Origin of the sequence: Streptomyces sp. NPDC050211, assembly GCF_040656035.1 — a bacterium.
GTDB lineage: Bacteria > Actinomycetota > Actinomycetes > Streptomycetales > Streptomycetaceae > Streptomyces.
Genome location: NZ_JBFALC010000010.1, coordinates 177,879 through 203,696 on the forward strand (window position 1 = coordinate 177,879; position 25,818 = coordinate 203,696).

The window sequence follows — 25,818 nt, forward strand, 5'->3', positions numbered from 1 at the left end:
GCGCGGGATGAAACGGCCGTGGGGGCTCGGCGTGGCGGTGGCCGCGGGGGCGATGGTGCTGCTGCTCACGGGGTGCGGCACTCCGACGGATTACAGCGAGATCGTCACGTTCACGGACGAGCACGGCCGTGTCTGTACCGCGGCGGTGGTGGTCGACCAGGAGCAGAACGAGGGCGACGACTACGAGATCTCCAGCCTCGACTGCGACTACCCGCCGGAGGGCCAGTCACCGGGGCCCACCCGCTACTCGCCGCTGCCGGAGCGGGATACGGAGTGATCGGCCTCAGCCGTCGAAGCCCGACGCGACCGCCCCCAACTCCTCATCGCCGGACCTGAATCGGGCGCCCGTTCCACGGCCCAGCGCCGCACGGCAAGCGCAAAGCCCACTCCGGCGATCAGCGCGGGAACGGCCAACTCGGTTGCCAGCGACGCCACCCAGTCCGGGTTCATCTGCCGCGTCAAGCCGCTGGTGTACTGGCAGGTCGCCTGAGGCGGGAGGAAGCTGTACTCCAGCGTCTTCGGCGGTTGGGTCCCCCAGTCCGCCCCTGCCGAGCAGGCCGACGACGGTCCCGCGACCAGCCGCCATCCGGCGAACGCGTAGACCATGAGGAAGACGGAGCCGGTCACGAAGAACGCCGCTCCCGTACGGCGGAGCTTCGCGGTCCTGGACATCGGCATGACCAGGTCGCTGCCGAGTGGCGGATCGAGACACTCGGCGATCAGGGCCACGAGCAGACAGGTGACCAGGACCAGAAAGCTGCCCCAGAGCAGCACGTTGAGCACTCCCCCGCCGCCGATCGAGGAGACCTCTCCGTACTGGAACTCGCAGATGGTGGCCGGCGGAAACGCCTGATCCCGCACCCGCAGGAGTCGGCCCGGTCCTTGGATCAGCCCGTGCTGGCACCGCTCGTCGAACTCGAGCATGCCAAACAGGGCGATGGCCGAGCCAACCACCACAGCGCCGAAGGAGATTCCTGCCGCGGCCCATAAGCCGCCCGTCCGGTAGCCGCCATACGTACGCGCGTTTGACATTCGCGCACAGTAACCGACCGCAGGTCCGGCGGCGGAAGTGCGCCGCCGGACGCTGCCGTTGGCCGCCGGAGGCTCAGTCCACGTCCCCGTAGGAGGTGCCGACCTTCAGTGCGTCCACGTAGTGGTCCACCGAGTTCGAGTCGGCGCCGTAGACACCCCACTTCGGGTGGTTCTCGCTGTCGAAGGTCCGGCAGTTCCAGCGCTGGGTGCCGCTGTTGAAGGTCTGCTTGGCGCCGTTGAACCAGAGTTCGACCCAGCCGCCGCGGGTCTGGTCGGACAGGTGGAGGCCGATGACGATGTGGTTCCAGGCACCGGCGGAGACGGACCTGGACCAGATGGTGTGCACGGTGCCGTCCGGTTGCCGCTGGATCATCGTCAGCTTGCCCCCGATCATCTTGAGCACGACGGGCCAGTTCTGCTGGTGGTCGCCGTACGACTTCCACTGGAAGATCGCGTTGTTGTCGACCGTGCTGGAGAGCTTGCTGTCCCAGCCCAGGTAGTGGGTGCTGCCGTTGGTGAAGGTGTAGTCGTCGTCGCCCACGACGATGCCCCGGCTCTCACAGCGGTTGGAGCCGGCCGGCTTGCGGTAGCGCCACACCTCGCCCCGCGTGGAATCGTCCACCGCGGTCACGCGGCCGGGTGCGGCGCAGTTGCTCCCGATGTGGCCGAAGACGCCGGTGCCGCGGGAGGCGTCGCCGTCCCAGATCACCGTGGCATGGGCCTGGCCGGCCAGCAGGGTCATGACGGCCGCGGCTGCGGTGCAGACCGTGGCGAGTGCTCTGCGCTTGGTGTTCATACGTGCCCTCCTGTGTCGATGGTGTCGATCGGTGGGGGGTCGGGCGTCACGGATGTCGGGCGTCACGGATGTCGGGCGTCGCTACGGCAGGCCCCACGCCGGGGCGTCGCCGTTGGCCGGGACGTTCCGTGGTGCGAGCCGCGGTCGGTCGCCGCGCCGGGTCACCACGGCCGTACGACCCCGGCGCACGGCGACGGCGATGGTTCCGTCGCCCCGGTCGCGGTACGGGAGCCGGGAGCCGTTCGTCTTGTCGCGGACCTCGAGCTCGCCGACGATTCCGTGCCGCAGCACCAGCGGTTCGCCCGCTTCGCTCGTCACGGCGATCCAGTCGGTCCGGCCGCCCGACCGGGAGGCGTCGACGAGGAAGGCGCCCTGCGTACGGACCTGGGAGATCGAGACGTCGCGCCAGGTCGAGGAGACGGCGGGGAACACCTGCACCACGCCGCCGTGGCTGTGGGTGACCATGTCGAGCAGCGACTGGCCCGCGCTGATCGGGCTCTCCAGCGCGAAGTTGGAGCCTTCGCGGTACATGGTGTTCGGCGTCAGGGCGCAGTTGTCGACGACGTTGCCGTCCAGATAGAAGCGCAGATACGTCAGCGCCTCCTCCGCGTTGCCGAACAGGGTCTCCATGGACGAGGCGGCGGCGTAGCTGTAGCCGTGCCAGCGGACCTGCATCGAGGTCCAGTGGTCGAAGGTGCGCCGCTCCAGCTTCTCCTGGAGGGGGTACAGCCACAGCAGATGGGAGAAGTGGCGGTGGGATTCGGCGAGGGGGACGCCGGTGCCGATCATCACGCCGTTCTCGTTCACGTGGTAGGGAACCAGCCGGGCGAGGATGTCGCGCCACCGCCCGGCGTGCGGGTCGTCCAGCCGCAGTCGTTTCGCCGAGGCCAGCAGCGTCGCGCAGCCCCACTTCAGCAGCGACAGGTCGTACGTGCAGTCGGCGGCGTTGGCGTATTCCGGTGAGCGGGTCTCGGGCAGGTGCAGCCTGCCGTCCGCGCCTGCGGTGAGAAAGCGGGCGTGGTGGTTGACCGCCTTCGTGAGCACCGGGTGGATGACGTGGCGCAGCACCTTGTCGTCCATGTGGTGCCGGTAGGTGACCCAGGTGTTGTGCAGGGCCCAGATGAGGTTGCCGGTGTGGTCGTTGGGGTCGATGCCGGGACGGCCCACGTAGCGCGGGCCGGAGCGCAGCTGCCAGTCGCCGGGATGGCAGAGCGCGTATGTCTCGCCGTCGCGCAGCTCCGGCCGGATGTTGGTCTCCAGGTTCTCGTGATAGCGGGCGAAGGTGGGCGTGATGGCGTCGAGTTCGCGGTGGTTGGAGCCGTTGGCCACCGGATAGGTGACCTGGACGTTGGTGTTCCACCAGATGTTGGTCCAGCCGTTGCCCGACTCGGGGAACCAGGGACCGAAGACCGGGGTGACCGGGCCGCCCGCGCGGGTGGCGCAGGCCAGCTTGTAGAGCTGGATCCAGTAGAAGCGCTGGACCTTCTTGTCGGGTACGGAGACCAGGCTGCGCCGGTAGAAGCCGTGCCACCAGCGGCGGTGCCGCGCGATGTCGCGGTCCGGGGCGCCGTCGAGTGTTTCGTCGACCGCACGGACCGCCTGCTCTCGGCCCATCGAGTCCGGATAGCCGTACGCGACGGAGGCGGCCAGCAATCGCCGCGTACCGGAGCGGACCTCGCGCCAGGCGGTGGTGTAGCCGCCACCGGCGTGCAGCGGCTGCTCGACCAGGCCGGGGGCGACGGTCGGGTCCGGGTTGCCGGTGTAGTCGGGTGGGAGGCGGATGGTGCGGGTCGTCCGCGCGGGCAGCGGGGTGAAGCCCCAACTCGCGGACTCCTCGCCCGCGGTGGGTTCGAGGCGGGCGAGCAGCACATCGCGGTGGTTCAGAATCAGGGCGCTGAACTTCGCGCCGCCGCGAGTGGTCGTGATCGTGCCGGTCAGCTCGGCGTCGTCTAAGTCGAGCCGCCAGTCCACTGCGGTGATGGCGCCGGCGAAGGTGAGGGTGAGGTGGCCGACGCCGAGCCGCGAGTAGCCGATCGCGGCCTCCCACTGGCCGCGCTGATCCTGCACCAGACCGTTGTTGATCATGATGCGCAGGACGTTGTCCTCGCCCGACTTCCGGTAAATGTGCGCGGCCATGTAGCCGTTGCCCAGGAAGGGTCCCTCCTGCCAGCTGCCGGGGACGCGTTTCCAGAGCATCGCGGCGTCGTCGAGCAGGTCGCCGTGCACATCGCGATGGTGTGAGCGACCTGCCCAGGCCACGGGAGAACCGGCCGCGAACACGGCCGCTGAGCTGCCCGCGACGAAGGCCCGCCGGGAGATCGGCGCTGCCGATGCAACTTCCACCGTTAAAGCTCCGAGGAATGTGTGTCTGAACGAGGATGATTCGGGCATGCGCCATCTCCTCATGCCGATACGTTGGATGACCCGCAGAATCGGCGACATTGCATGCACTCGTCAAGGCGCAGGACAAGAATTGATCGGGTGAATGAGGTCGGAACACAGGGGCATTAGGCAGCTGGCGGGGTCAGTGACCATGGAACATCCGATGACTGCCGCTGCTGGCGTCCAGCCTGAGTCAGTCGGCCCTTTCGACATACGACGCCAGGTTGGCCAGCGAGGAGCTGATCCCGTCCTCGTGGGCCGCCTGGTCGATGCCGGGTGGCACGCCTGTCGCGGTGACGGTCACCTCGGTCCCGTCACCGGCGCCAACGAGGTGCCAGGTCATCGTCATCGTGCCCGCGTAGGACGGGTCGTCGGCCTCGAACACCGCCCGCTGCACCACGCGCTCCGGCGGCACCAGGTCGGCGAATTCGACATCGACGACGTCCGTCGCGTCCGACGTCTTGCCGGGGCTGTCGGTGGCGTCGAGGTAGGTGAGGACCATCCGGAACCCGCCGCCGGGCTGGGGATCCCACCGCTCGATCCGCCCGCGCATGCCGTCCGGCGGCAACCATGCCTCGAGGGACTCCCGGTCGAGGAGGGCTGCGTAGACAGCCGCAGGTGACGCCGCGATCACCCGGCCGGCGCGGTCGATCCTGTCCATGAGCAGAGTCTAGAACGGGAGATCCCTCTCGTGGCGGCGCGCGTGGAGTCGGTCGCGGTCATCGCGTCCCGCAGCGACCGCGCAAGAGCTCGACGCCGTCGCCTTCGAGGTCGTCGCAGTACGTCGCGCGCCCGGTCATCGCCATGATCAGCGCCAAGGTCGTACCCGAGACGAGCGGACCGGAACCGGTGGTGAAGGGGCCGTCCTTGCCGACGAGTTTCAGCCCGCCGATGCGCCCCTTGGCCACAACCACCATGTCGGAGCTCCGGTAGTAGTCCGCCACCAGCGTGACCACGTCGATCGGGTAGTTACGGCCGATGCCCAGCGGGCGGCGGATGTCCTCCGCGTGCACGATCGTCTCGCCGAGCATCGCGATGACGGGGAGGGGTGGCTTGGTCGTACTGGGGACCACACGCTGGAATCGCGCCAGCGTCTCGGCCGGCGTCGCACCCAGTTGCTCGGCCAGCCGCATCGCCACCTGCCGGTCGAAGTCGAACCGGCAGCGGAGCACACCCGCCAGCCACCGCACGGAGTTGAGACTCGCCGCGGCAGTGAGATGGGCCAGTACCTCACGCACCGTCAACTCGGTGCACAGCGACGGCGTTTGCCACTGCTCGTCCGTCAGGCCCGCGAGATCAGACGCCAGCGCCGCTCGCTCGGTATGGATCAAGCGCCAAACGCCGGTCTTCCGGGAGTGGTCTGCTGCCAGTTCCGATTCAGTCATGCGGGAGCGTCTCCTGTCAGGGTCCTGCTCTACGTCGCACCGGGCCGGGACAGGTGGCGTCCGGGGCCGGAGGCTTGCCGAAGAGAAGACCGTTGGCCCGGGGCGAACTCATCGCCCGCACGTGTCACGGTCTGTGGCCGGGAGCCGCACCGACCCAGCGGTGATACGTATCCACGTCGACGTTGCTGCCACAGACGATGGTCACGACGTGCCGGCCGGCGAAGCGGTCACGGTCTTCGAGAATCGCCGCGATGCCGAGCGCCGCCGACGGTTCGACGACGAGGCCGGCGTGGTCGAGGAGCATCCGCATACCGGCGATGATCGACGCCTCCTGGACCAGGACGGCGTCGTCGGCGACCAGGAGGAGGTCGTCCAGGACTTCAGGGATGGGACGCTGGCCGGCGACTCCGTCGGCGATGGTGTCGGTCGAGTCGGTGGTGATCACGCGCCGCCCGCGCCACGACTGTGTCATCGCCGGTGCGCCCAACGGCTGGACGCAGATCACTTCGACGTCGGGAGCCAAGGCCTTCAGCACATGCCCCACGCCGGTGGCCAGCGCCCCGCCGCCCAGAGCGATCAGCACGGCGTCGAACGACGGCGCGGCGTCCACCAGTTCCAGACCGATGGTCGCCGCGCCCTCGCAGGTCTCGAGATCCAGGCTGTCCTCGACCAGCCGGATGCCCTCGTAGCGGTCGATGGCCGCCGCCCGCTCGCGAGCCAACTCGTGGTCGCCGTCCACCAGTTCCAGCCCGGCGCCCAGGTCACGGATGCGATCAAGCTTGGCCACGGTCGCGAAGCGGGATGCCACGACGGTCACATCGAGCCCCCGGCCGCGACCGGACCACGCCAGCGCCTGGCCAAGATTGCCCGCGCTGGCGCACACCACGGCCCGCGAGCCCGCGTCGGCGAGCAGGCTCGCGACCAGCTCGGTGCCGCGGGCCTTGAAGCTGCGGACCGGGTTCGCCGTTTCGAGCTTGATGCTCACCGTGCACCCGAGGTCGGGTTCCAGCGGCTCGCAGCGGTACAGCGGAGTGTCGAGAAAGACCGGGTCGATCACCCGGCGAGCCGCCCGGATCCGAGCAGTGTCGAGGCGCGTCGTGTTGGCGTCCATGCGTCACATTCTCCCGTCGGGGTCCGTCACCGACGTGACGAAGCAACACGACCCTCACTCGGGTCAGACCCGCGAAGGAACGGACACCACGATGCTGACCAACATCATGTACGTGACGCTCTACGTCACCGACCAGGACCGCGCGCTGCGGTTCTACACGGAACAACTCGGCCTGGAGGAGCGCGTCGACGTATCCAGTCCGCTGGGGCGCTTCCTCACCGTAGGCGTCCCCGGCAGTCCCGTCGAGATCCTCCTCTGGCCGCACGCCGCGGCCTCGGGGCAGCCGGCCGAGGCGGATCCGGACACCACACCTGGTCCGGTCTTCCTCGAATCGGACGATCTGAGGAAGGACTTCAAGGTGCTGCGCGACCGCGGCGTGGCATTCGACCAGCCCGAACCGGAGGACTACGCGTTCGGGGTCCGTATCGAGGCGGTGGACCCGGACGGCAACCGGATCTCGCTGCGCCAGCGCAACCGGCCGAGCAGTAGCGGGAACTGACCCTCCGTAGGCCATGTGCGGTCGGCGCTGGAGGGGCGCCGACCGCACCTTCCGTGTCGCCTCGCGCTCCCCACGGCGGCGCCGGAGCGCACCCGTGCATATACCTGCCGGTTTGATGCGCGGGCGCTCACCCCATACGGGGAATTGAGCCCCGGCCGTCTGTTCGTGGCACCCGGCACCCGATGCACTGGGGCATCACCCGATCATCCACATCTGTCATTCCAGCCCACCAACCCACGATCACCTCAGCTCACCCCGAAAGGTCACCCCGAACAGCCCCGGGCGGGCACTGCAGTACATCGGCGCACTACTAGGAGGCTTTCATGGCACTCACGCAGTGGACGAGGTCAATGGAGTGGCTGGCCGCGGCGTCGGAGGATCCCCGTGCCTGCAAGGAGGAGTGGCAGAACGGCAGTACCGGGGTCACCCTGCTCGCCGCCGGACGGTTCTGGGACGTGCTGGTCGTGCCGGAAGAACTCGGGCTGCGGGTCGCCGAGCTTCTGGAGGAGCTGCCGCTGCTCAACCCCGGCCCCTGCCTGCTGGATACCCGTCGCCGTCATGTGGGCTTCCTCCTGCCCCCGGAGCCGTATGCCGTCTGGATCGGCACCGGGCTGCGCCTGCTCGGCAGGGGCACCTGGATCGCCGCTCCCGCGCCCCACTGCCGCTGGGGCGCGCTGCGCTGGATCGTCCCGCCGGACGGCACCGGCACCCTGACCATGCCCGAGGTCCTGGAAGTCGCGCTGCAGCGGTGCGCGAGCGAACTGTCCCGCCTCCAGGGACTCCCGGGTCTCCCCGCGGCCCTCGCGCACAGCCAGACGACGACGCCGGACGCACAGTGGGGCGATGGTCCCCACATGTCCGCTGCACGGAGGCTCACCGGCGATCAGAGTCCGGCGGTTGCGCCCCGCCGACGCCCCACTCGTCGCGCAGATCGTCCAGTCGTGCCGGCGAGGAGCGACTGACCCTCCTCCGTTCCCTTTCCCTCCCCAGGCAGGAGTTCGTAGCTGCAACTGCCCTGGCGATGCTGCCCCTTGTGGGTACGTCCGTCGCACGCGCCCAGCCGACCCGGCGCCCGGCAAGGCGGCGCTTGCGTCTGCCCGAGCCGACCGGACCATGCACGATCGGCACGGTGTCGCGGCGGCTGGTGGACCGTACCGACCCGACCCGTGGTTCCCATCGCTGCCGTACCGCGAGTTGATGATCAGCGTCTGGTATCCGGCCCTCGCGCCGGGCCGCGGGCATGACCGCGCGCCGTACATGGAGCCCGGGGCGGCCCAGGCCTTCGACGCGCAGTCGCCCCATCGGATCCCCTCGGGCACGGTGGACTGGGCGGGCACACGCACACACGCCTACCGGGAGGCGCCCGCGGATCCACGGGGCGGGCGGCGTCCGGTCGTGCTGTACTCGCCGGGCGCCGGTGATCCGCGCAGCTGGGGCACCGTGCTGGTGGAGGAACTGGCCAGCCAGGGGTTCGTCGTCGTCACCGTCGACCACACCTACGAGTCCCCGGGGGTGCGGTTTCCCGACGGCTCGGTCAGGACCAACGAGGTGCTGCTGGAGGAGTTCGCGCGAGGGCACTGTGCCCGCGCTGCTGGAGAAGACGCTGCGCGTCCGGGTCGCCGACACTCGGTGCGTCGTGGACCAGCTGGGTGCGCTGCCGCACGGGCTGTCCGACGTCCTCGATCTGCGTCGGATCGGTATGGCCGGTCAGTCGGCGGGTGGGTTCACCGCCGCGCAGAGCATGTACGAGGACAGGCGCATCCGCGTGGGAATCGACCTGGGCGGCACGCTGGAGTTCAACCAGGAGCCGAACGGAACCAACCTCTCACCGGTCGCCCGGCACGGCTTGGACCGGCCCTTCCTCCTGATGGGCCGAGAAGGCAGCGACAACGCGGGGACCGAGCCGTCCTGGGCGGCCTTCTGGTCGCACAGCACCGGTTGGCGCCGCGATCTGACCCTGCGCGGCTCCCGGCACCAGACGTACACCGACCTCGCCGTGGTGATGCCGCAGACCGGACTCGGCCACACCTCGTTCTTCGACCGCTGGCTCCGAGGCCACGACGACCACCTCCTCGACGGCCCGTCGCCACGTCTCCCTGACGTCTCCTTCGTGGAGTAACTGCCCAGCGCCGTACGGCAATTGCGTGGCATGCGGCCGGAGAGCGTCCTGGCAGTGGCAGGTTAACGGGGCGTGGCACTGGTGAGGGTGCAGCCCTGGTGGGACAGGTCCAGTTGTGAGCCCTTGGCCAGGCAGGCCGCGATCGGGTACACCTGCTGGCCGTAACCACGGCCCTGCACGGAGGTCACGGCTCCGTCCGGACCCACCTCGCAGGGATTGTTGTCGGTGCACTGCTCGCCGGCATCGTTGTGGGTGTTGTGGATCCCCACGACCGTGGTGCCGTCGGGTGCCAGCAGCGCCGAACCGGATGTGCCGTGCCAGGGTGCGCAGTTTTCGCTGGTGGTGTAGCGGATCGAGTCGTCCTGCTGGTAGCCGCCCTCCCGCAGGTGCGTGACCACGGCCTCGGCGGCGCAGTCGAAGCGGCGGCTGGTGTAGGCCATGGTCAGCGGGTCACCTGCGCGCACGGGAGTGGAAGTGAGCCGGAAGATTTTCGCGCCCGCGGTCCTCAACTGCGCGTAGGTCTTGTCCAGGCGGTAGAGCGCGATGTCGGTGCCGGTCATCGTCGCGTACACCAGCCGTTTCGCACGGGCGGTGGTCTGCGGGTAGCCCTGGCGGTCGGCGATGGGCACCTCGCGGTCGGCCGGCTGGTCCACTATCGCGGTTCCGGGCGCGGGCCGCTGTCCTTGCACGCAGTGACCGTTGGTCAGCAACAGCGCCGGGTCCTGCGGCCGGGAGGCGGGGGTGCGGACCACTGAGCCTGCACAGCCGCCCAGGTCCACCGAGCCTTCCACGTCCGGGATCGGATCATCGGGGGGCACGTTGGTGCCTTTGATGATGCCGTTGAGCCAGTCGGCATGCTTGGTGACATCGGTGTACAGCGTCTTGCCGCTTTCGTCGGGGCCACTGACCACACCGGCTACGGCCCACCGGCCGCCGTCGCGGACTAGTGCGGGCCCACCGGAGTCCATGTTGGACGCGGCGACGCTGCCGTCCGGGCTACCGACGCACAACTCTCCGCTACTGGCTGACGGACACGTCGAGATCGGCTGCACCACGGTGTCGGCCTCCCGCAGCCGCGTGGGGAAACACGCCCCGTTGTCGGTGTCGTCGCAGGTCATGCCCCAGCCCATGATGCGGACGGGCGTGTTGTCCGGCGGCGTGGTCGAAGCGATCCGTACCGGCTTGGCCCGAACCGGGGTCTTCAGGTGAATCAACGCGAGGTCGCGGCCCCAGAACCCTCCCTCATCGCTACTGGTCGCCAGCCGGTAGTAGTGGTCGACCTCGGCGACCTCGCCTCCGGAGCGGGTGTCCAGTGACCCGACCCGGACCTTCCAGCCACGCGGGACACCCGTCTTCGCCCCGGTCGGGTTCCGGCCGGCGCAGTGGCTGGCCGTCAGGACCCACTGCGGCGCGAGGACCGCCACCCCACAGCCGTGTTTGTCCGGGCGCGGTGGCGCGGGGAAGGACGGCTGGAACGAGCCCATGAACGAGTAAGCGCGGGTTGACTCGGTGCCACCCACGATGGCCTGCGCCGGTAAGGCGGCCATCAGGGTCGCGGTCACCGCGACCCCCGTCGTCAGGACCGCGGCCGCCCTTCGGCTTGTTGTCCACTTACGCATGAGTGACTCCCTTTCGTCCGCCGCCGGGCACCGCTCCGGCGGGCTTGTACAGAGGAACAGCGCCCGGCCGTCCCGTGGGCCCCGATCCTGAGCCCAGCAGTCATCCGGCTGGTCTCACCCGCGTATCAGGCGCGTCGCGGCAGCCGCTCAGCTGTGTGTCAGCCCTGGGGCGCGCGCCGTGGAACGGTCGCGGCCGGATGCAGGCATGCGCAACCGATACACAGCTCAGCGGCGGCTGATACACGGTCACCGTGCTCTCGATACACGGGCGCCGGACTGTGGAGGGCATCCCACTCCCCACGGTTCGGAGGTTGTCCGATGCTGCCGCACACCCAGCCCGGCCGACTCGGCTCCCGCAACGGCTGCGACGCGGTGGCGAACCCGGCGCCCCTCGGGACGCTGGGCGAGCAGGCGCCGGTACCGATCGCCGGTGAGGCAACGGCCAGGGCCAAAGGGCTTACAGCGCCGTGGTCGTGGCGGCGCGGGCGGATGACAGCGGCGCTCGCGCTGCTGTGCACCACCGTGCTCCTGCTGCATCGCCAGATACCCAACGGTCCCGGCCGGCCCGCCAGGCTCGTCGAGAGCTTTCTGCCCTGGATGGGCGCAGCCGTGCTCTCTCTGCTGGTGATTGCCTTGGTCCGGCGGTCGGCGACGGCGCTGGTCGCCGTGTTGCTGCCGGCCGTGACCTGGGTGTCCCTCTTCGGCGGCACACTCGCCGACAAACGCGGCACGGGCGGTGACCTGACCGTAGTCAGCCACAACGTGGGTGACGCCGACCCCGGCCCGGCCGGCCGTGCACTGGCCACCTCCGGCGCCGATGTGATCGGGCTGGAGGAGCTGACCGACGCGAACATCCCCGCGTACGAGCGGGTGCTGGCCGACGCCTATCCGTACCACCATGTGGTGGGCACCGTCGGGCTGTGGAGCAAACGGCCGTTGCGGGACGTGCGGCCGGTGCCGATCATGGCGTGGACGCGGGCGTTGCGCGCGACGGTCGAGACACCGAAGGGACCTGTCGTGGTCTTCGTGGCCCATCTGCCCTCGGTGCGGGTGCGGCCGACCGAGGGGTTCACAACAAACTGGCGTGATCATGCTGTGGTGCGGCTTGCTGACGCGGTCCACCGTGCTCCGGAGCGGCGGCGGATCCTTATGGGCGATTTCAACGGGTCCCTGGACGACCGCGGATTGACCCCGGTGACCTCGGTGATGCGCTCGGCACAGCAGGTGGCCGGCGCGGGCTTCGGTTTCACCTGGCCGGCCGCCCTGCCGGTGGTGCGGATCGACCACGTGTTCACACAAGGGGTCGATCCCGTGGCGGCATGGACGCTGCCGCGCACCGGGAGCGATCACCGCCCGGTCGCCGCTTCGGTCAACCTCTGATGGCTGTCTTCCTTCTTACTCGTGTGGTGCCTGGTGTCGTTGAATCGTGCGCGTGACAGGTAAGCAGGTGAGGCAGGTGTCCGAGTCCGTGAACGTGCTCCTCGTCGAGGACGACGCCGTGATCCGCAGGGCCGTGGGGCTCATGCTGGAGCGCTACGGCTACACCGTGGCATCCGCGGATGACGGGCTGGCAGGGCTTGAGCTGTTCCGCGCGGGCGGACACGACCTCCTGCTCCTGGACGTGATGCTGCCGGGCCTTGACGGCATCGGACTGTGCCGACGGGTGCGGGAGACCAGCTTGGTGCCGATCCTGATGATGTCCGCGCGCGGCGACTCACTCGACGTGGTCGGAGGACTGGAGGCAGGCGCGGACGACTACGTCGTCAAGCCCGTCGAGTCCCCGGTTCTGGTGGCGCGGATACGCGCGCTGCTTCGCAGAGCCACCTTCACCCGCGCCGAGCCGGCCGTCGACGGCCAGTCGGTGCTCACCTTCGGAGACCTGACGCTCGACACGGACGGGCTGGAGGCGCGGGTGGCCGGTGAGCCCGTGGTCCTGACGCCGACCGAGCTGCGGCTGCTGCTGGAGTTCGCCGCGCATCCGGGGATGGTGCTGGAACGGCAGACGCTGCTGCGCAATGTGTGGGACTACGGCTGGGACGGTGACAGCAGGGTCGTGGACCTGTGCGTGCAACGGCTGCGAAAGAAGATCGGCGCCGAGCGGATCGAGACTGTCCGCGGCTTCGGCTACAAGCTCGTGCGCTGACATGACACGCCCTGCCATAACACGCCCTTTCGCCTCGCTGCGCTGGAAGATCACTGCTCTGGTGGGCACCGCCTGCTGCGTGGTCGCCCTGGTCATCGGGGTCCTCGTGCACAGGGCGACGTACGACCGCTCGATCGCGGAGGGCGAGGCCAAGGCGCTCACCCAGCTCGCCGACGCGTCGCAGCAAAAGCCCAGCGCGGCCGACGCCGTCATCACAAGCCCCCGCGAACTGCCCCGTACTCTCCGCGACCAGGTACGCAAGGCCGACGGCAGACCCCAGACCTGGTACGACACACGTGTGGCACATGTGCCCTGGATGTGGGCCGCCCAGGAGTCCGAGGGCCGATGGACGGGCGTGCGCGTCCACATGGACCTCGACTGGCTCAGCCGTAAGGCACTCGACCGGCACATGGCGTACGCGGCGGTCGCGGCGCTGGCCCTGGTGCTTCCGCTGTCAGCGCTGGCTGCCGAGCTCCTGGTCCGGAGGCTGCGCCGGGTCGCCGCCACAGCGCGCCGCATCACCGACGGTGAACTGGACGCGCGGACCGGCGGGTCGGGGCGGAGCAGGGACGAGATCGCGGACATCTCGGTGGCCGTCGACCACATGGCGGGCAGCCTGGAGCGGCGGCTGCGCAGCGAGCAGCGGTTCACCGCCGATGTGGCGCACGAACTGCGGACCCCGCTGATGGGACTGGTCACCTCGGCGGAACTGCTGCCCGAGAGCGAGGCGACCGATCTGGTCCGGGACCGGGTCAGAGTGCTGCGTACGCTGGTTGAGGAGCTGCTGGAGGTGTCGAAGCTGGACGCGGGCGCGGAACAGGCTGAGCCGGTGACCGTTCCGCTCGGCGAGCTGGTAGAGGATTCGGTACGGCGCACCGGGCTGACGGTGCGGGTGTCGGCGGCGAGTGCCGGGACGGTACGCACCGATCCACGGCGGCTGGACCGGATCCTCGCGAACCTGGTCGGCAACGCCCACCGGCACGGGCGGGCACCGGTCACCTTGACCGTGGACGGCGCCACCATCGTCGTACGCGACCACGGCCCGGGCTTCCCGGCGGAGCTGCTCGCCCATGGGCCGCAACGCTTCCGAACCGGAGCGGTCGAGCGCGGCCAGGGCCACGGCCTCGGGCTGACGATCGCGCTGGGCCAGGCACAAGTCATCCAGGCACGCCTGGAGTTCGCCAATGCGCCCGACGGAGGCGCGACGGCGACACTTCGCCTGCCGCCCGGCTGACGCTGAGGGATGGGGTCGGCGGTTACTGCACCCGGGCCTGGTGGGGGTGGCGCGGGTCGGTGGGGCAGGCGTACAGCTGGAGGGTGACGGCGTCGCCTACCTGGAGCATTGCGGGGGTGGGGGATGTCCCGCGGTCTTCGAGGGGGGTCCAGGAGGCGGACTCGTCGGTCCACTCGGTGGAGGCGATGGTGAGGAGCGGGGTCATCCGCGCCTCGCAGGCGGGGCAGGGGTCAGGTTCGGGGTCGGTCAGGCCCCAGGCGAGCCAGCCGCCGACCTTCGAACCGGGGGCGTAGGAGAGGTTGTTGAGATAGGTGAGCTCGTTGCCGTCCCAGGTGTCGGGGTCCTCGAGGCGGGCGGCGAGGTCGGGCTCCAGCTCCATGGAAGTGCCGACCCCCAGCGAGGAGGCCCGAGCTGTACGGGCCGCCGACGACCATGTCAACGCCCTGTTCGCGATGGCGACGCCCACCAGGTGCGGCAGCAGCACTTCGACTGCGTGCTCCCCCACCACACCTGATCAACAAGGCAGTTGGGCATCAGTTACGCACCGTCATCCCGAAGGTTGATCAGAGCGATTGGAACTGGCCACCTGCAGTGGGCCGTTTCATCTTGGTGTCGGGCTCTACAAAGGTGCTGGCATCGGCGCCGAAACAAGGAGCCCGCCTGCCAGGTGACGAGCAGGCCGCTTCGGACCGTTTTTCTGCCGGCCTATCCAGCTCCACGAGTGTCGACTTCGGACCCCGTAGGGAGGAATGTCTCGGCGTGCGCGATGGCCCACTGCGCGAAACGCCTCGGAGGGCAGCCGGTGACACGCTCCACCGAAGACGTCACATCGGCCACTGTGGCGGGCACCGTCGCCCACATACGCAGCATGAAATCGATGCCCTCCTCCGGCCACCCCTCTGCCCGCCACCTCTTGCGCGCCTGGTCGTCCGTCAGGTGCGTGAAGTGGATCCCGCGGCCGGTTGCCACCGCGAGGGCGGCGGCCTTGTCGGCCGGGGTGAGTGGCTCGGGTCCGGTCAGGACATAGCTGCGGCCGGCGTGCCCGCCGTCGGTCAGGATGGCGCTGACGACGTCAGCGACGTCCTTCTCGTGCACTGAGGCGGTACGCCGGTCCCCGTACGGCTCGCAGACCCGCCCTTCAGCTCGGATGGCGTCGGCCCATCCCAAGGTGTTTGCCATCAGGTCGATCGGCCAAAGGAACGTCCACTCCAGGTCACTTCCACGCACCGCATCGTCCAGCTCCTGCCCGTTGCCGGGCGACAGGACGGTAATCCGGCGGACGCCCGCTTCGGATGCCATCGTCAGGATCTCGCCTCCCGTCCGCAACGGTGTGTGGTCCGCCCCGGTGGCGCCGAGCAGGTGCATGGCGCCGACGCCGTCCAGCGCCGTAGCCAGTGATGCCGGCTGGGTCACGTCGCCCTCCACCACCTCGACGTCCTGCGGCAGTCGGGCGGCTCCGGCGTCGCGGGTCAGCACGCGGACCGTCCGGCCCGTGCGGAGCAATCGCTCCACGATGTGACGGCCCAGAGTTCCCGTCCCGCCCGTTACCAGAATCGTCATTGGGACTCGCTCTCCATGGGGTCAGCAGACTTTCCTGCCGAGGAGCCAACGCTAGGGAGCATCTAGGACGAAAAATGTCCTACTTCGGCGTGGATGCCTGCAGCGCCGAACTGGCCGAGCTCGGGCTGGAGACGAAGGAGTTCTTCGTTCTGGCCGAGGTGGCTGCGTCGCCGTACCCTGCCGAACTCGCGGTGGCGCTGATGATCCCTAAAGCGAGCGTGACGACGAGGACCTGCGGCGGCATCGGCTCATACTGACTACCGAGAGCGAGGCGGCACGGGACCGCGCGCTCTCAGCGCTCGCGGCGGAGTTCGACCGCAGGCTGGCGAAGATTACCCCGCGGGACCGCACCGAGTTGCAGCGCATCCTTCTGGAGATGCTCAAGTCTCCAGACTGAGGCCATGATGACCAGCGGTTGGCCTTCCCGACGAATGCGGCAGCCAGGACGCCGTGGTGACGGGCGTTGACATGGCGCCAGGGCAGGTCAGAGGAGGTCCCACTCGTCGATCATCGCGCGCACGTCGGCGGGATCGGTCCGTACCGGAAGGCTCCTGCCCGGCCGGCCCTCGGCGGCGTGGTGGAACCGCACGCGCACGTGCCGGGTGACCGGCCGGCCGAGGATCACCAGATCGAGTCGCACGAGCAGCTCCGCGCCGATCGCGCTTGCCGTTCTCCTGGCGGCGACGATCGTGGCCGTCGCCGGCACTCCGGTCACGGCCACCTGCCGCAGCCTGGCAACGCTGCCGAACATGCGATGCTGCACCACGGACCAGGCCAATCCCTGCGACAGTCCGACGACGCCGTTCCCCCGACGCTCACCGACACGGTGAGAGCGCCCGCCAGATGGTGACGGTGACGCCTGGTGCCGTAACGGGCGCTGCTGACGCGGTGTTCTGCCCACCATGCGCGGAAGTCGGGGTCGAGCACTGGGCGCTGCTGGGGACGAGCATGGGCTCGTGTCTGGCAAGCGCGGTGCGACGCGACTGGGCTTCGCCGTGTTGCTGAGGTACGGCCCGTCGCCACATCTCCCTGATGTCTCCTGCGTGGAGTAACTCACCAGCGCCGTACGGCAATTGCGCGGCGCTCGGCCGGAGAGCGGCGACGGCGTCCCCGTCCGGGTGCCGCCGCACGCACAGCGATGCGGCTCCGGTGGAACCGCGACCGTGGCTGAGGCGTTCTTGCGCGTACGGGACGCGTGAGGCGAACAGGAGGGGTGCGTGCAAGGGCGTATCGGCAAACGGCAGTTGGCGTTCGGGGGCGGTGCGGCAGGTCTCGCGGTGGTCCTCGTCGTGGGGTCCGTGCTCGCGGACGACGAGCCGCCGGACATCGCCGCGCCGCACACCTGCCGGACCACCGTCCACGGCACTGCACCAGTCGACCGGGCCGGCCCCACTACCCCCGCCTCCAGCACCCCCGACTTCGACGGCGACGGCCACCCCGACATAGCACTGACCGCGGGCCCGGGAGACGTCGAGAACGGATACCTCGGCGGAAGCATCCAGGTGGCGTACGGCACCGGTTCCGGGACGGGCCTGGAGCGGTGCCAGTACCTCACGCAGAACGACCCCGGCATACCCGGCACGGCACGCGACGAGGCGATGTTCGGGTCCGACGCGGTGGCCCGGGACTTCGACGGCGACGGCTACACCGACCTCGCGGCCTCCGTGTTCGAGCGGGACGGCGCCCGCGTGATCGTCATGTGGGGCTCGCAGCGGGGGCTGACGCATGCCGCCCGGGTTCCGGGGACGGACGGCAGCCATGTGCCCGGGGTGCGGGAGCCCCTCCTCGAGGAGCAGCTCGCCGCCGGTGATTTCGACGGTGACGGGCACGCCGACCTCGTGTTCGGACTCGGCTCCGACAAGGGGCTGTTGAAGGGCCCGTTCCGGCGGGACGGCACTCCCGCCGGAACGGGTCCGGTGCCCGCGCCCCGCATGCCCGTCGGCCTCGCCCGCGAGGCGGCGTACCGGGATCTCGTCGCCGGGGACCTCAACGGCGACGGCATCGACGACCTGGTGAGCTTCCACGACGACGACACCGGCGGCGAGGAGGAGGCGTGGTCCGACCTGCACTGGTCCGGCAGTTACCTGCGCGGCGGCCGCGACGGCTTCGCACGCCCCGACGACACACACGTCCCCGCCGGGGCGACGGCCACGGTCGGCGACGTCGACGCGGACGGCTACGGCGACCTGATCGTCAGCCCTCGGGGCGGCCGGGCGAGCCGCAGTTCGGTGACCGTGGCGTACGGCACCGAGAACGGCCCGGGGTCCCGGACCACCGCCATCGACCGCGACTCTCCCGGCGTACCCGGCAAGGAGCCCCAGAACGAGGACGCCACCTTCACCTCCCTGGACGCCGGTGACGTGAACGGCGACGGCTACGCCGACGTCGTGGCCGGGGCGCCCCGGGCCGAGGTGTACGCACAGGCGGGCCCGGAGGAGGTGCTGCTCTTCCTGGGCGGACGGCACGGACTGACGGGCCGCGGCGCCCGCGTGCTCGACGAGAGCGACGTCCGGGGCGTCCCGGGCAGCAACCACGCCTTCGGGCAGGCCGTCGGCCTCACCGACCTCGACGGCGACCACCGCGCCGAACTCGTCGTGTCGGCACCGGGCGACGACGCCGCCCCCAGCTCGGCGTGGCTGCTGCCCGGCTCCGCCGACGGCCCGTCCACCCGGGGCGTCACCCGCCTGCACGGCAGTTCCTTCGGCGATCCGGAGGGCGTGCGGTCTCTCCTGATGGGCTGGGGGATCGCCCGCTAGGACGGAGTCGCAGAGTCCCTTCCGGCACGCCCCGGTCACATGTTGATCATGTGGCCGGCCAGCCCGTGGATGGCCTCCTTGACCGCCTCGCCCAGCGTCGGATGGCCGTGGACGTTGCGCGCGACCTCGTGGACGGTCAGGTCCCACTGCTGGGCGAGGGTCAACTCCGGGAGGAGCTCGGTGACTTCGGGGCCGATCAGGTGGGCGCCGAGGAGTTCGCCGTGCCGGGCGTCGCTGAGGATCTTCACGAAGCCCGCGGTGTCGCCCAGGCCGTGCGACTTGCCGTTGGCGGTGAACGGGAACTTCGCCACCTGGACGTCGTAGCCCTGCTCGCGGGCCTGTGCCTCGGTCCAGCCGAAGCTGGCGATCTGCGGCTGGCAGTAGGTCGCCCGCGGAATCATGACGTAGTCGAGCTCCATCGTTTCCGCGTCGGCGATCGTCTCGGCGGCGACGATGCCCATCGCCTCGGCGGCGTGGGCGAGCATCAGCTTCGCCGTCACATCGCCGATGGCGAAGATGTGCGGGACGCTCGTGCGGCAGCGGGCGTCGATGTCGATCGCCCCGCGGTCGGTGAGCTTCACGCCTGTCTTCTCCAGGCCGTAGCCCTGCACGCGCGGCTGGAAGCCGATCGCCTGGAGTACTTTCCCGGCCTGAAGTGTCTGGCGCTGGCCGCCCGTGGTCACCATGACCTTGACCGAGTCGCCCGAGTCGTTGATCGCCTCGACCCGGGTGGAGGTCAGCACGTTGATGCCGAGCCGCTTGTAACGGCGGGTCAGTTCCGCGGAGACCTCCTCGTCCTCCAGCGGGACGATGCGGTCGAGGAACTCGACGAGGGTGACCTGGACGCCGTAGTTGTGCAGGATGTAAGCGAACTCGACGCCGATGGCGCCGGCGCCCGCGATGATGACGCTCTCCGGGAGCGTGTCGGACAGGATCTGCTCCTCGTACGTCACCACGCGCTCGCTGAGCGAGGTGCCCGGCAGCAGTTTCGTGGTGGCGCCGGCGGCGATGATGCAGTGGCCGAAGGTGACGGTTTCCGTGCCGCCGTCGGTGAGGGAGACCTGGAGGGTGCGGTCGTCGCTGAAGGTGCCGCGGCCGGTGAACTGGGTGATCTTGTTCTTCTTCATCAGGTAGTGGACGCCCTTGACGCGTCCGTCCGCCACCTTGCGGCTGCGGGTGAAGGCCGCGCCGTAGTCGAAGGTCACGTCGCCGTTCACCTGGATACCGAAGGTCTTGGCCTCCTGGGTGAAGATGTGGGCCAGCTCCGCGTTGCGCAGCAGCGCCTTCGAGGGGATGCACCCCACGTTGAGGCACACGCCGCCCCAGTACTTCTCCTCGACGATCGCCACGCTCTGGCCGAGCTGGGCCGCCCTGATCGCTGCCACATATCCCCCGGGGCCGGCGCCCAGGACCACCACGTCAAAATGTGCGCTCATGCCGGCCAGCCTAGGCGGTTTTCGTTCGGATCATCTGTGCGGTTTCGGCTGACGCCGTGGCGAAAACGGGCCGGGGCCAGCCAAGCCGGTGGTCCAGCGCCGTTGGGCCAACAAGGTGAGCGGGGGCGAGGATGCTCACACCCGTACCGCCGACCCCCGCTCGCTCATCCGCGGCGCACACAGGATCCGCTTCCTGCGGACCCGCTTCCCCTCGATCGCCGCGACGGTCAGCCGGGCCGCCTCCACGGCGATCTCGGCCAGCCCCCAGTCCACCGTGGTCAGGGGCGGCGTGAGCACCCGTGACACCGGGTGGTCGTCGAAGCCGACGACGGACACGTCCCGGCCCACTTCCAGGGCGGCCTCGGCCGCCGCGCCGTAGACGCCGTACGCGAGTGAGTCGGAGAAGCAGAACACGGCGGTCGCGGACCAGTCGCCGTCCAGGACGCGCCGGGCCACCGCCGTCGCCTCGCCCAACTCCTGCGGGCACGGCACCAGTTCGACCCACAGCCCCAGCCGGTCGGCCGCCTCGCGGACATATACGTCGGCGGGCCGGCCGGGTGTGCTGGGCCGGGTCGGGGTCAGCACGGTCACGCGGCGGTGGCCGAGTCCGTGCAGATACTCCAGTACGGCGTCGATGCCGGCCCGGTTGTCGAAGATGACCTGCCCGGCCGTGCGGGCCCTGCTCAGCGAGTCCCCGACGGCCACCACCGGCAGTGCGTCGGCGATCGCGGCCCAGCTCTCCGCCGAGGGGTTGACGGGCGAGACCAGCAGTGCGTCGACGCGCTGGTCACGCAGCTGCTTGGCGAGCGCGAGTTCCCGCTCGGGGTCCCCGCCCGCGTCCAGGATCAGGGCGTAGTGGTCGCTGGCCAGCAGTTCCCGGCCGATGGCCGCCATCAGCTGCTGCTGCCACAGGTCCTGGAGATCGCCGGCGAGGACTCCGACCATGCTGGTGCGGCCGCTGGCCAGGGCACGGGCGATGGGGTCGGCCTCGTAGCCCAGCTCGGCCGCCGCCTTGCGTACCCGCTCCTCGGTCTCCTTCGAGACCTGCTTGCCGCGCAGGGCGTAGGAGACGGCTGCGGTGGAAAGGCCCGTGGCCTCGGCCACCTCACGGAGGGTGGTGCGCTTATTGGGCCTGGCCATGGCGGGAAGCCTACCGGGCCCTGTCCGCACTGTGGGCGCACGCTTGACACCACATCTGGTTAACCGCTTAAGTGAACCGCATCACTGAAGCGCTTAACAACAACGCCAACACCCCCGCCGACCTGCGCTTCCCGAGGACTGCAGCGTGCTCATCGACGTCCACCAGCACATCTGGCCACCCGCCTTCATCGAGTTGCTGCGCGCCCGCACCACGCCGCCGTATCTGGACGGCTGGACCCTGCACCTCGCGGGCGAGCCGCCGTACGTGGTCGACCCCGCCGATCACGACGTCGCCGCGCGCGCCCGCCTCGCCGCCGCGGACGGGCTCGGCCTGGCCCTGGTCTCCCTCTCCAGCCCGCTCGGCGTCGAGTACCTGCCGCCCGCCGAAGCCACCGAGCTGCTGACCGCGTTCCACGACGGCGCCCTCGCCCTCCCGGCCCCGTTCGGCGTCTGGGCCTCGCCCTGTCTGTCCGAGCCGGACCCCGAGGCCGTCGAACACGAGCTGCGCCGGGGCTGCGTGGGCCTCCAACTCCCCGCGACGGCACTGCTCGACGCCGCGGGCTGGCAGGAGTGCGCCCCGCTCCTGGACGTCCTCATCCGCCTCGGCAAGCCCCTGTTCATCCACCCCGGCGCCGCCCCGGCCGCCCAGGACGCGCCCCCTTGGTGGCCCGCGCTGGTCCCCTACCTGCACCAGATGCACGCGTCATGGTTCGCGTTCCGTGCCTTCGGCCGCGCCCGCCATCCACGCCTGCGGGTCTGCTTCGCCGCCCTCGCCGGCCTGGCCCCGCTGCACGGCGAGCGGCTGGCGGCCCGGGGCGGCGGACGCGGCGAGATCGACTTCGACGTCTTCTACGAGACGTCCTCCTACGGGACACGCGCCGTGGACGCCCTCGTCCGGGCCGTCGGCATCGACGTGATCGTCAGCGGCAGCGACCGCCCGTACGCGTCCCCCGTCATCCCCGACATCGGCACGGACGCCGCCGTCCACGCCCTGCGCACCACCAACCCGGACCGCCTGCTGCGAGGCCGCACATGAGCCTCGCCGACGCAAAGACAGAAAGGAGCCACCCGTGACCTACGAGTCCCTCCCGGACCGCACGCTCGACAAGCACGAACTCCGGGCACTCGTCGAAGACCTCGCCGCCCGCCCCGAGCTCTGGCGCGAGCAGATCGCCTTCTCGGACGAGCAGCGGCACTACGCCTCCCTGTACCGGGACGAGTACGTCGACGTATGGCTGCTGTGCTGGACCCGGCAGAACGACACCGGCTGGCACGACCACGACATCTCCTCGGGCGCGGTCCGTGTCGTCCAGGGGGCGCTCAACGAGTCCAACCCGCGCATCGGCGGCAGCCATCTGTCCAGCACGGTCGGCGCCGGCGGAGCGTTCTGCTTCGGGCCCGAGCACATTCACCGTCTCACCGGCGCCACCGACGACACGGTCTCGATCCACGCGTACTCGCCCCCGTTGTGGCGCCTCGGCCAGTACGACATCACCGCGGACGGTGTGATGCGCCGCATCTCCGTCTCCTACGCGGACGAACTACGGCCCCTGGACAACCCGGCCGCCTGAGCGCTCCGCTGGAAGTGCCGCGGTTTGCCGTCGCTTCGCTGCGGCGCCGTCGTGGCTGGTCGCGCCCACGCGGCGGAGCCGCATATCGACACAGCCCCGCGCCCCTTTGGGGCGCTGCCGAACTTAGCCGCTCTCCGTCCGTTCGAGGGCGTCGAGTTGGCGCTGAACGCGTTCGGCGGGCTGGTGGCGGTGCTGGTCCCGGTACATCGCGGCTGCCTCCTCCCAGGTGGTGCGGGCCAGTTCCGGGTTGCCGAGCGCGTGGTGGGCGTGGCCCAGGCGGTCGAGCGTGTCGGCGGCCCAGTAGTCTCCGCCGATGGCGCGGTACCGGGCCACGGCGAGCCGGTAGTGGCCCACCGCTTCGTCGTGGTGGCCGGTGTGGTGGGCGATGTAGCCGAGGCTGTCGAGGATGTCGGCTTCCACGCCCTCGTGCCGGATACGGCGGGCCAACGGCAGTGCTGCCGCACAGTGGACGCGAGCCTGGTCGTAGTCCCCGAGCCGGGCGCTGTACCAGCCCACCGAGTTGAGCGCGGCGGCCCGGACCGCCGGCAGGTCCGCTTCCCGCTCCAGTTGTACGGCGAGGGTGGCGTGGTCCAGCGCCGCACGGACGTGATCCTGGCGCCCGTGTCCCTGTGCCAGCGCGATGTGGATGCGGGCCTGGGTGCCGTGATCACCGGCCTGCTCGGCCAGGCTCAGCGCGTGCTCCAGTTGCTTGGTGGACTCTTCGTGTGCTCCGGCATAAGCGGCGGCGTGCCCGAGCCGCCACTGGGCCCGCACGTGCACCTCGAGCGAGTCGTCCGGATCGAGCGCGGCGAGTGCGGCCTGCCACATCGCCACTCGGTCGTGAACATGGCCCAGCAGGCTCTGGAAGTGGTCCAGGCTCCATGCGAGCTGCCACACGAGTCGGCGCCAGCCGCGGTCGGCCGCCAGTTCCTGCGCGGCGAGCAGATTGGGCAGCTCATCGGCGAGCCACCGCACCGCCTCGGCCTGCGTGGTCAGCTGCTGCGGCCGGCAGCCGGGGCCGGGCACGCCGAGCTGGGGAGGTGTGTCGTCCAGCTCCAGCACCATCAGGCCGCGGGTCGCGCACGCGGTGTGCAGGTAGAACTCGACCAGTCGCCGCAGCGCCGCGTCCCGTTCGCCGGCCGCGAGGTCCTGCCGGCCCCGGTCGGCGGCGTAGAGACGCACCAGGTCGTGCATGCGCCAGCGTCCGGGCTCGTGCTGCTCGACGAGATGCAGGTCCTCCAGCGCACGCAACGCCGCACGGGCCTCCGGCGTGGGCAGGTCGGCGAGAGAAGCGAGCGCGGACAGCCCGATGTCGGGACCGGGAGCAAGGCCCAGCAGGGCCAGCAGCCGTGCCTGTACGACGGTCAGGGCGTCGTACGACCATGACAGCACCTTCGGCAGGCTCCCCGCGGGCGTGTCGTCGTCGAGGGCGTCGAGCCTGGTCGTGGCCTCGCGGAGTTCGGCGGCGATCCGGGCCAGCGGAAGGCGTGGGGTGCAGCCGGCGCGGCCCGCGACGATGCCCAGTGCGAGGGGGTATCCGCCGCACCAGGTGAGCAGTTCCTCGACGGCGTCCGGCTCGGCGGCAGCCCGTGCGGCGCCCAGGCGCACGTCCAGAACGCGGCGCGATTCCTCCGCGCTCAGCGGGTCGAGGACGACGGGACGGGCACCGTGACGGGTGACCAGTTCGGTCAGTCTGCGGCGGCTGGTGATCAGGACGACACAGTCCGGGTTGCCCGGCAGCAGAGGGACGACCTGGTCCGGGCTGCCGGCGTTGTCCAGCACCACCAGCATCCGCTTGTCCGCCAGCAGGCTCCGGTACAGGCCGGCCTGGCCCTGCAACGTGGACGGCACGGCGTGCGGAGCCACGCCCAGCGTTTCCAGGAAGCCGCGCAGGGCCGTGGCCGGTTCCATGGGCGGCACGGACGGATTGAAGCCCAGCAGGTCGACGAAGAGCTGGCCGTCCGGGAAGCGTTCGGTGTGGCGGTGTGCCCAGTGCAACGCCAGCCAGGTCTTGCCGATGCCGCCCGCACCCGCGATCGCCGAGATGACGACCGCGGCCGGCCGTTCCGCCGCGGCGGCCAGGATCCCGTCCAGCCGCGCCAGTTCCTCCTCCCGCCCGGTGAACCCCCGTGCCTCCAGAGGCAATTGCGCCGGGACCGCCCGGCGACCGCGCCCCGCCTCGGCAGGCAGTTGCTCATCACGGGCCGTCGGCGAGACGGATTCGCCGCGCAGGATCGCCAGATGCGTCCGCTGCGCCCCGGCCCCCGGGTCCGTCCCCAGTTCCTCGGAGAGTTGCTTCCGCAGGTCGGTGTAGCGGGCCAGGGCCTCCGGACCGCGTCCGGCGGCCTGCAGCGCCCGCATCAGGGCCACGGTGAGCGGCTCGACCAGCGGATGCTCGGCGACCAGAGCGGTCAGCGTGCCGATCACCCCGGCGTGCCGGCCCACCCGGAACTCGGCATCGGCCCAGGCCAGCACCGCCTCAATGCGCTGCTGCTCCCAGCTCTGCCGGGTGCGGTCCGCCCACGCACCGGCCAGCCCGGCCAGCGGTTCACCGCGCCACAACCCGACCGCCTCACGCAGCATCGCCACCCGCTCGGCATCGGTGCGACCCGTCTCCCGGGCCTGTTCGAGCAGGCGCCGAAACCGGTGCACGTCCACCCGGCCGGGCGGTACGTCGAGCAGGTAGCCGCCGGGGCCGCGCCGCAGTTGTGGCCCCGCGCTGTCCTTGCCCGAGCCGACAGGCGCGCCCCTGCTCGCCAGCATCCGTCGGATCCGGGCGATGTGCGCGTAGAGCGAGGGACGCACCTGGGCCGGCGGGTCCTCGCCCCAGACCCGGTCGATCAGCGTTTCCGTTGCCACCCAGCGGCCCGTATCCACCAGCAGTGCCGCAAGTACCGTGCGCTGTTTGGCCGGACCGGCGTCCAGCACCGTGCCGTCGGCCCCCCGTAACTCCACGGTGCCCAACAGCAGAAAGTCCGTCATGCGCGCCCCCGAGGTCCCTGTGCACGGTCCGCTCACCAGTGAAGCAAGGTTCT

At 70.3% G+C, this 25,818-nt stretch carries 26 protein-coding genes; 11 read left to right on the forward strand and 15 right to left on the reverse strand.

What is annotated here, in order from left to right; genetic code table 11:
* Positions 1-7 precede the first annotated feature (7 nt).
* A complete protein-coding gene (locus AB0I98_RS13645; protein WP_362939984.1) occupies positions 8-277 on the forward strand; it encodes a hypothetical protein in 270 nt (89 codons plus the stop codon).
* Here AB0I98_RS13645 and AB0I98_RS13650 read toward each other — a convergent pair.
* The 6 genes from AB0I98_RS13650 to AB0I98_RS13675 all read right to left on the reverse strand — a co-directional run bounded on the left by AB0I98_RS13650 (position 244) and on the right by AB0I98_RS13675 (position 6,706).
* Positions 244-1,032: a hypothetical protein gene (locus tag AB0I98_RS13650; RefSeq protein WP_362939986.1), complete on the reverse strand. Its 789-nt coding sequence runs from the start codon at positions 1,030-1,032 to the stop codon at positions 244-246. The two genes, AB0I98_RS13645 and AB0I98_RS13650, sit on opposite strands and share 34 nt — an antisense overlap.
* A 73-nt stretch (positions 1,033-1,105) precedes the next feature.
* Positions 1,106-1,828 (reverse strand): hypothetical protein, encoded by a 723-nt coding sequence (locus AB0I98_RS13655; protein ID WP_362939989.1) that lies wholly within the window; start codon positions 1,826-1,828, stop codon positions 1,106-1,108.
* A gap of 81 nt (positions 1,829-1,909) precedes the next feature.
* The gene (locus AB0I98_RS13660; RefSeq protein ID WP_362939991.1) at positions 1,910-4,054 is read right to left on the reverse strand and encodes a glycoside hydrolase family 95-like protein; all 2,145 of its coding nucleotides are present in this window, start codon (positions 4,052-4,054) and stop codon (positions 1,910-1,912) included.
* A 349-nt stretch (positions 4,055-4,403) separates the two neighbouring features.
* Positions 4,404-4,871 (reverse strand): SRPBCC domain-containing protein, encoded by a 468-nt coding sequence (locus AB0I98_RS13665; protein ID WP_362939994.1) that lies wholly within the window; start codon positions 4,869-4,871, stop codon positions 4,404-4,406.
* Between the two features lie 58 nt (positions 4,872-4,929).
* Positions 4,930-5,595, reverse strand: coding sequence for a maleylpyruvate isomerase family mycothiol-dependent enzyme (locus AB0I98_RS13670; RefSeq protein ID WP_362939997.1), 666 nt, complete (start codon positions 5,593-5,595; stop codon positions 4,930-4,932).
* 124 nt (positions 5,596-5,719) lie between these two features.
* On the reverse strand, positions 5,720-6,706 hold the full coding sequence (locus tag AB0I98_RS13675) for a pyridoxal-phosphate dependent enzyme (RefSeq protein ID WP_362940000.1): 987 nt from the start codon (positions 6,704-6,706) through the stop codon (positions 5,720-5,722).
* 91 nt (positions 6,707-6,797) lie between these two features.
* Here AB0I98_RS13675 and AB0I98_RS13680 point away from each other — a divergent pair, with 91 nt between their 5' ends.
* Together AB0I98_RS13680 and AB0I98_RS13685 are read left to right on the forward strand one after the other, a co-directional pair.
* On the forward strand, positions 6,798-7,205 hold the full coding sequence (locus AB0I98_RS13680) for a VOC family protein (protein WP_362940003.1): 408 nt from the start codon (positions 6,798-6,800) through the stop codon (positions 7,203-7,205).
* Positions 7,206-7,528: 323 nt separating this feature from the next.
* On the forward strand, positions 7,529-8,167 hold the full coding sequence (locus AB0I98_RS13685) for a hypothetical protein (protein ID WP_362940006.1): 639 nt from the start codon (positions 7,529-7,531) through the stop codon (positions 8,165-8,167).
* Between the two features lie 387 nt (positions 8,168-8,554).
* Here AB0I98_RS13685 and AB0I98_RS13690 read toward each other — a convergent pair whose 3' ends face one another.
* Complete coding sequence (locus tag AB0I98_RS13690) at positions 8,555-8,689, reverse strand: hypothetical protein (protein WP_362940009.1); 135 nt, start codon at positions 8,687-8,689, stop codon at positions 8,555-8,557.
* Between the two features lie 95 nt (positions 8,690-8,784).
* Between AB0I98_RS13690 and AB0I98_RS13695 the strand changes: the two genes are divergently transcribed.
* On the forward strand, positions 8,785-9,324 hold the full coding sequence (locus AB0I98_RS13695) for a hypothetical protein (RefSeq protein WP_362940012.1): 540 nt from the start codon (positions 8,785-8,787) through the stop codon (positions 9,322-9,324).
* A gap of 62 nt (positions 9,325-9,386) precedes the next feature.
* Here AB0I98_RS13695 and AB0I98_RS13700 read toward each other — a convergent pair whose 3' ends face one another.
* Positions 9,387-10,943: a trypsin-like serine protease gene (locus tag AB0I98_RS13700; RefSeq protein ID WP_362940015.1), complete on the reverse strand. Its 1,557-nt coding sequence runs from the start codon at positions 10,941-10,943 to the stop codon at positions 9,387-9,389.
* Between the two features lie 318 nt (positions 10,944-11,261).
* Between AB0I98_RS13700 and AB0I98_RS13705 the strand changes: the two genes are divergently transcribed.
* From AB0I98_RS13705 to AB0I98_RS13715, 3 genes are all read left to right on the forward strand, one after another.
* Complete coding sequence (locus AB0I98_RS13705) at positions 11,262-12,323, forward strand: endonuclease/exonuclease/phosphatase family protein (RefSeq protein WP_362940018.1); 1,062 nt, start codon at positions 11,262-11,264, stop codon at positions 12,321-12,323.
* 76 nt (positions 12,324-12,399) lie between these two features.
* Entirely contained in the window at positions 12,400-13,086 is a 687-nt protein-coding gene (gene cseB / locus AB0I98_RS13710) for a two-component system response regulator CseB (RefSeq protein WP_362940021.1), read from the forward strand.
* Between the two features lies 1 nt (position 13,087).
* Entirely contained in the window at positions 13,088-14,320 is a 1,233-nt protein-coding gene (locus AB0I98_RS13715; RefSeq protein ID WP_362940024.1) for a HAMP domain-containing sensor histidine kinase, read from the forward strand.
* Between the two features lie 22 nt (positions 14,321-14,342).
* Here AB0I98_RS13715 and AB0I98_RS13720 read toward each other — a convergent pair whose 3' ends face one another.
* Positions 14,343-14,825, reverse strand: coding sequence for a hypothetical protein (locus tag AB0I98_RS13720; protein WP_362940135.1), 483 nt, complete (start codon positions 14,823-14,825; stop codon positions 14,343-14,345).
* A gap of 200 nt (positions 14,826-15,025) precedes the next feature.
* Positions 15,026-15,880 (reverse strand): NAD(P)H-binding protein, encoded by an 855-nt coding sequence (locus AB0I98_RS13725; protein ID WP_362940027.1) that lies wholly within the window; start codon positions 15,878-15,880, stop codon positions 15,026-15,028.
* 74 nt (positions 15,881-15,954) lie between these two features.
* Between AB0I98_RS13725 and AB0I98_RS13730 the strand changes: the two genes are divergently transcribed.
* The gene (locus tag AB0I98_RS13730; RefSeq protein WP_362940030.1) at positions 15,955-16,137 is read left to right on the forward strand and encodes a hypothetical protein; all 183 of its coding nucleotides are present in this window, start codon (positions 15,955-15,957) and stop codon (positions 16,135-16,137) included.
* Positions 16,138-16,364: 227 nt separating this feature from the next.
* On the opposite strand, the gene AB0I98_RS13735 is transcribed toward AB0I98_RS13730, so the two are convergent.
* Positions 16,365-16,631 (reverse strand): hypothetical protein, encoded by a 267-nt coding sequence (locus tag AB0I98_RS13735; protein WP_362940138.1) that lies wholly within the window; start codon positions 16,629-16,631, stop codon positions 16,365-16,367.
* Positions 16,592-16,903: a hypothetical protein gene (locus AB0I98_RS13740; protein ID WP_362940033.1), complete on the reverse strand. Its 312-nt coding sequence runs from the start codon at positions 16,901-16,903 to the stop codon at positions 16,592-16,594. The genes AB0I98_RS13735 and AB0I98_RS13740 overlap by 40 nt, the downstream gene beginning before the upstream one ends.
* Before the next feature lie 194 nt (positions 16,904-17,097).
* Here AB0I98_RS13740 and AB0I98_RS13745 point away from each other — a divergent pair, with 194 nt between their 5' ends.
* Complete coding sequence (locus AB0I98_RS13745; RefSeq protein WP_362940036.1) at positions 17,098-18,636, forward strand: FG-GAP and VCBS repeat-containing protein; 1,539 nt, start codon at positions 17,098-17,100, stop codon at positions 18,634-18,636.
* A gap of 35 nt (positions 18,637-18,671) precedes the next feature.
* Here the strand turns inward: AB0I98_RS13745 and lpdA are convergent, their stop codons facing one another.
* Together lpdA and AB0I98_RS13755 are read right to left on the reverse strand one after the other, a co-directional pair.
* Positions 18,672-20,072 carry a dihydrolipoyl dehydrogenase gene (gene lpdA, locus AB0I98_RS13750; protein ID WP_362940039.1) on the reverse strand — a complete coding sequence of 467 codons (1,401 nt, stop codon included), beginning with the start codon at positions 20,070-20,072 and terminating at the stop codon, positions 18,672-18,674.
* A 135-nt stretch (positions 20,073-20,207) separates the two neighbouring features.
* The gene (locus tag AB0I98_RS13755) at positions 20,208-21,212 is read right to left on the reverse strand and encodes a LacI family DNA-binding transcriptional regulator (protein ID WP_362940042.1); all 1,005 of its coding nucleotides are present in this window, start codon (positions 21,210-21,212) and stop codon (positions 20,208-20,210) included.
* Between the two features lie 145 nt (positions 21,213-21,357).
* Between AB0I98_RS13755 and AB0I98_RS13760 the strand changes: the two genes are divergently transcribed.
* Positions 21,358-22,248: an amidohydrolase gene (locus tag AB0I98_RS13760; RefSeq protein ID WP_362940045.1), complete on the forward strand. Its 891-nt coding sequence runs from the start codon at positions 21,358-21,360 to the stop codon at positions 22,246-22,248.
* A 34-nt stretch (positions 22,249-22,282) separates the two neighbouring features.
* Positions 22,283-22,783: a cysteine dioxygenase family protein gene (locus tag AB0I98_RS13765; protein WP_362940048.1), complete on the forward strand. Its 501-nt coding sequence runs from the start codon at positions 22,283-22,285 to the stop codon at positions 22,781-22,783.
* Between the two features lie 123 nt (positions 22,784-22,906).
* Here AB0I98_RS13765 and AB0I98_RS13770 read toward each other — a convergent pair whose 3' ends face one another.
* Entirely contained in the window at positions 22,907-25,765 is a 2,859-nt protein-coding gene (locus AB0I98_RS13770) for a BTAD domain-containing putative transcriptional regulator (RefSeq protein WP_362940051.1), read from the reverse strand.
* Positions 25,766-25,818 lie beyond the last annotated feature (53 nt).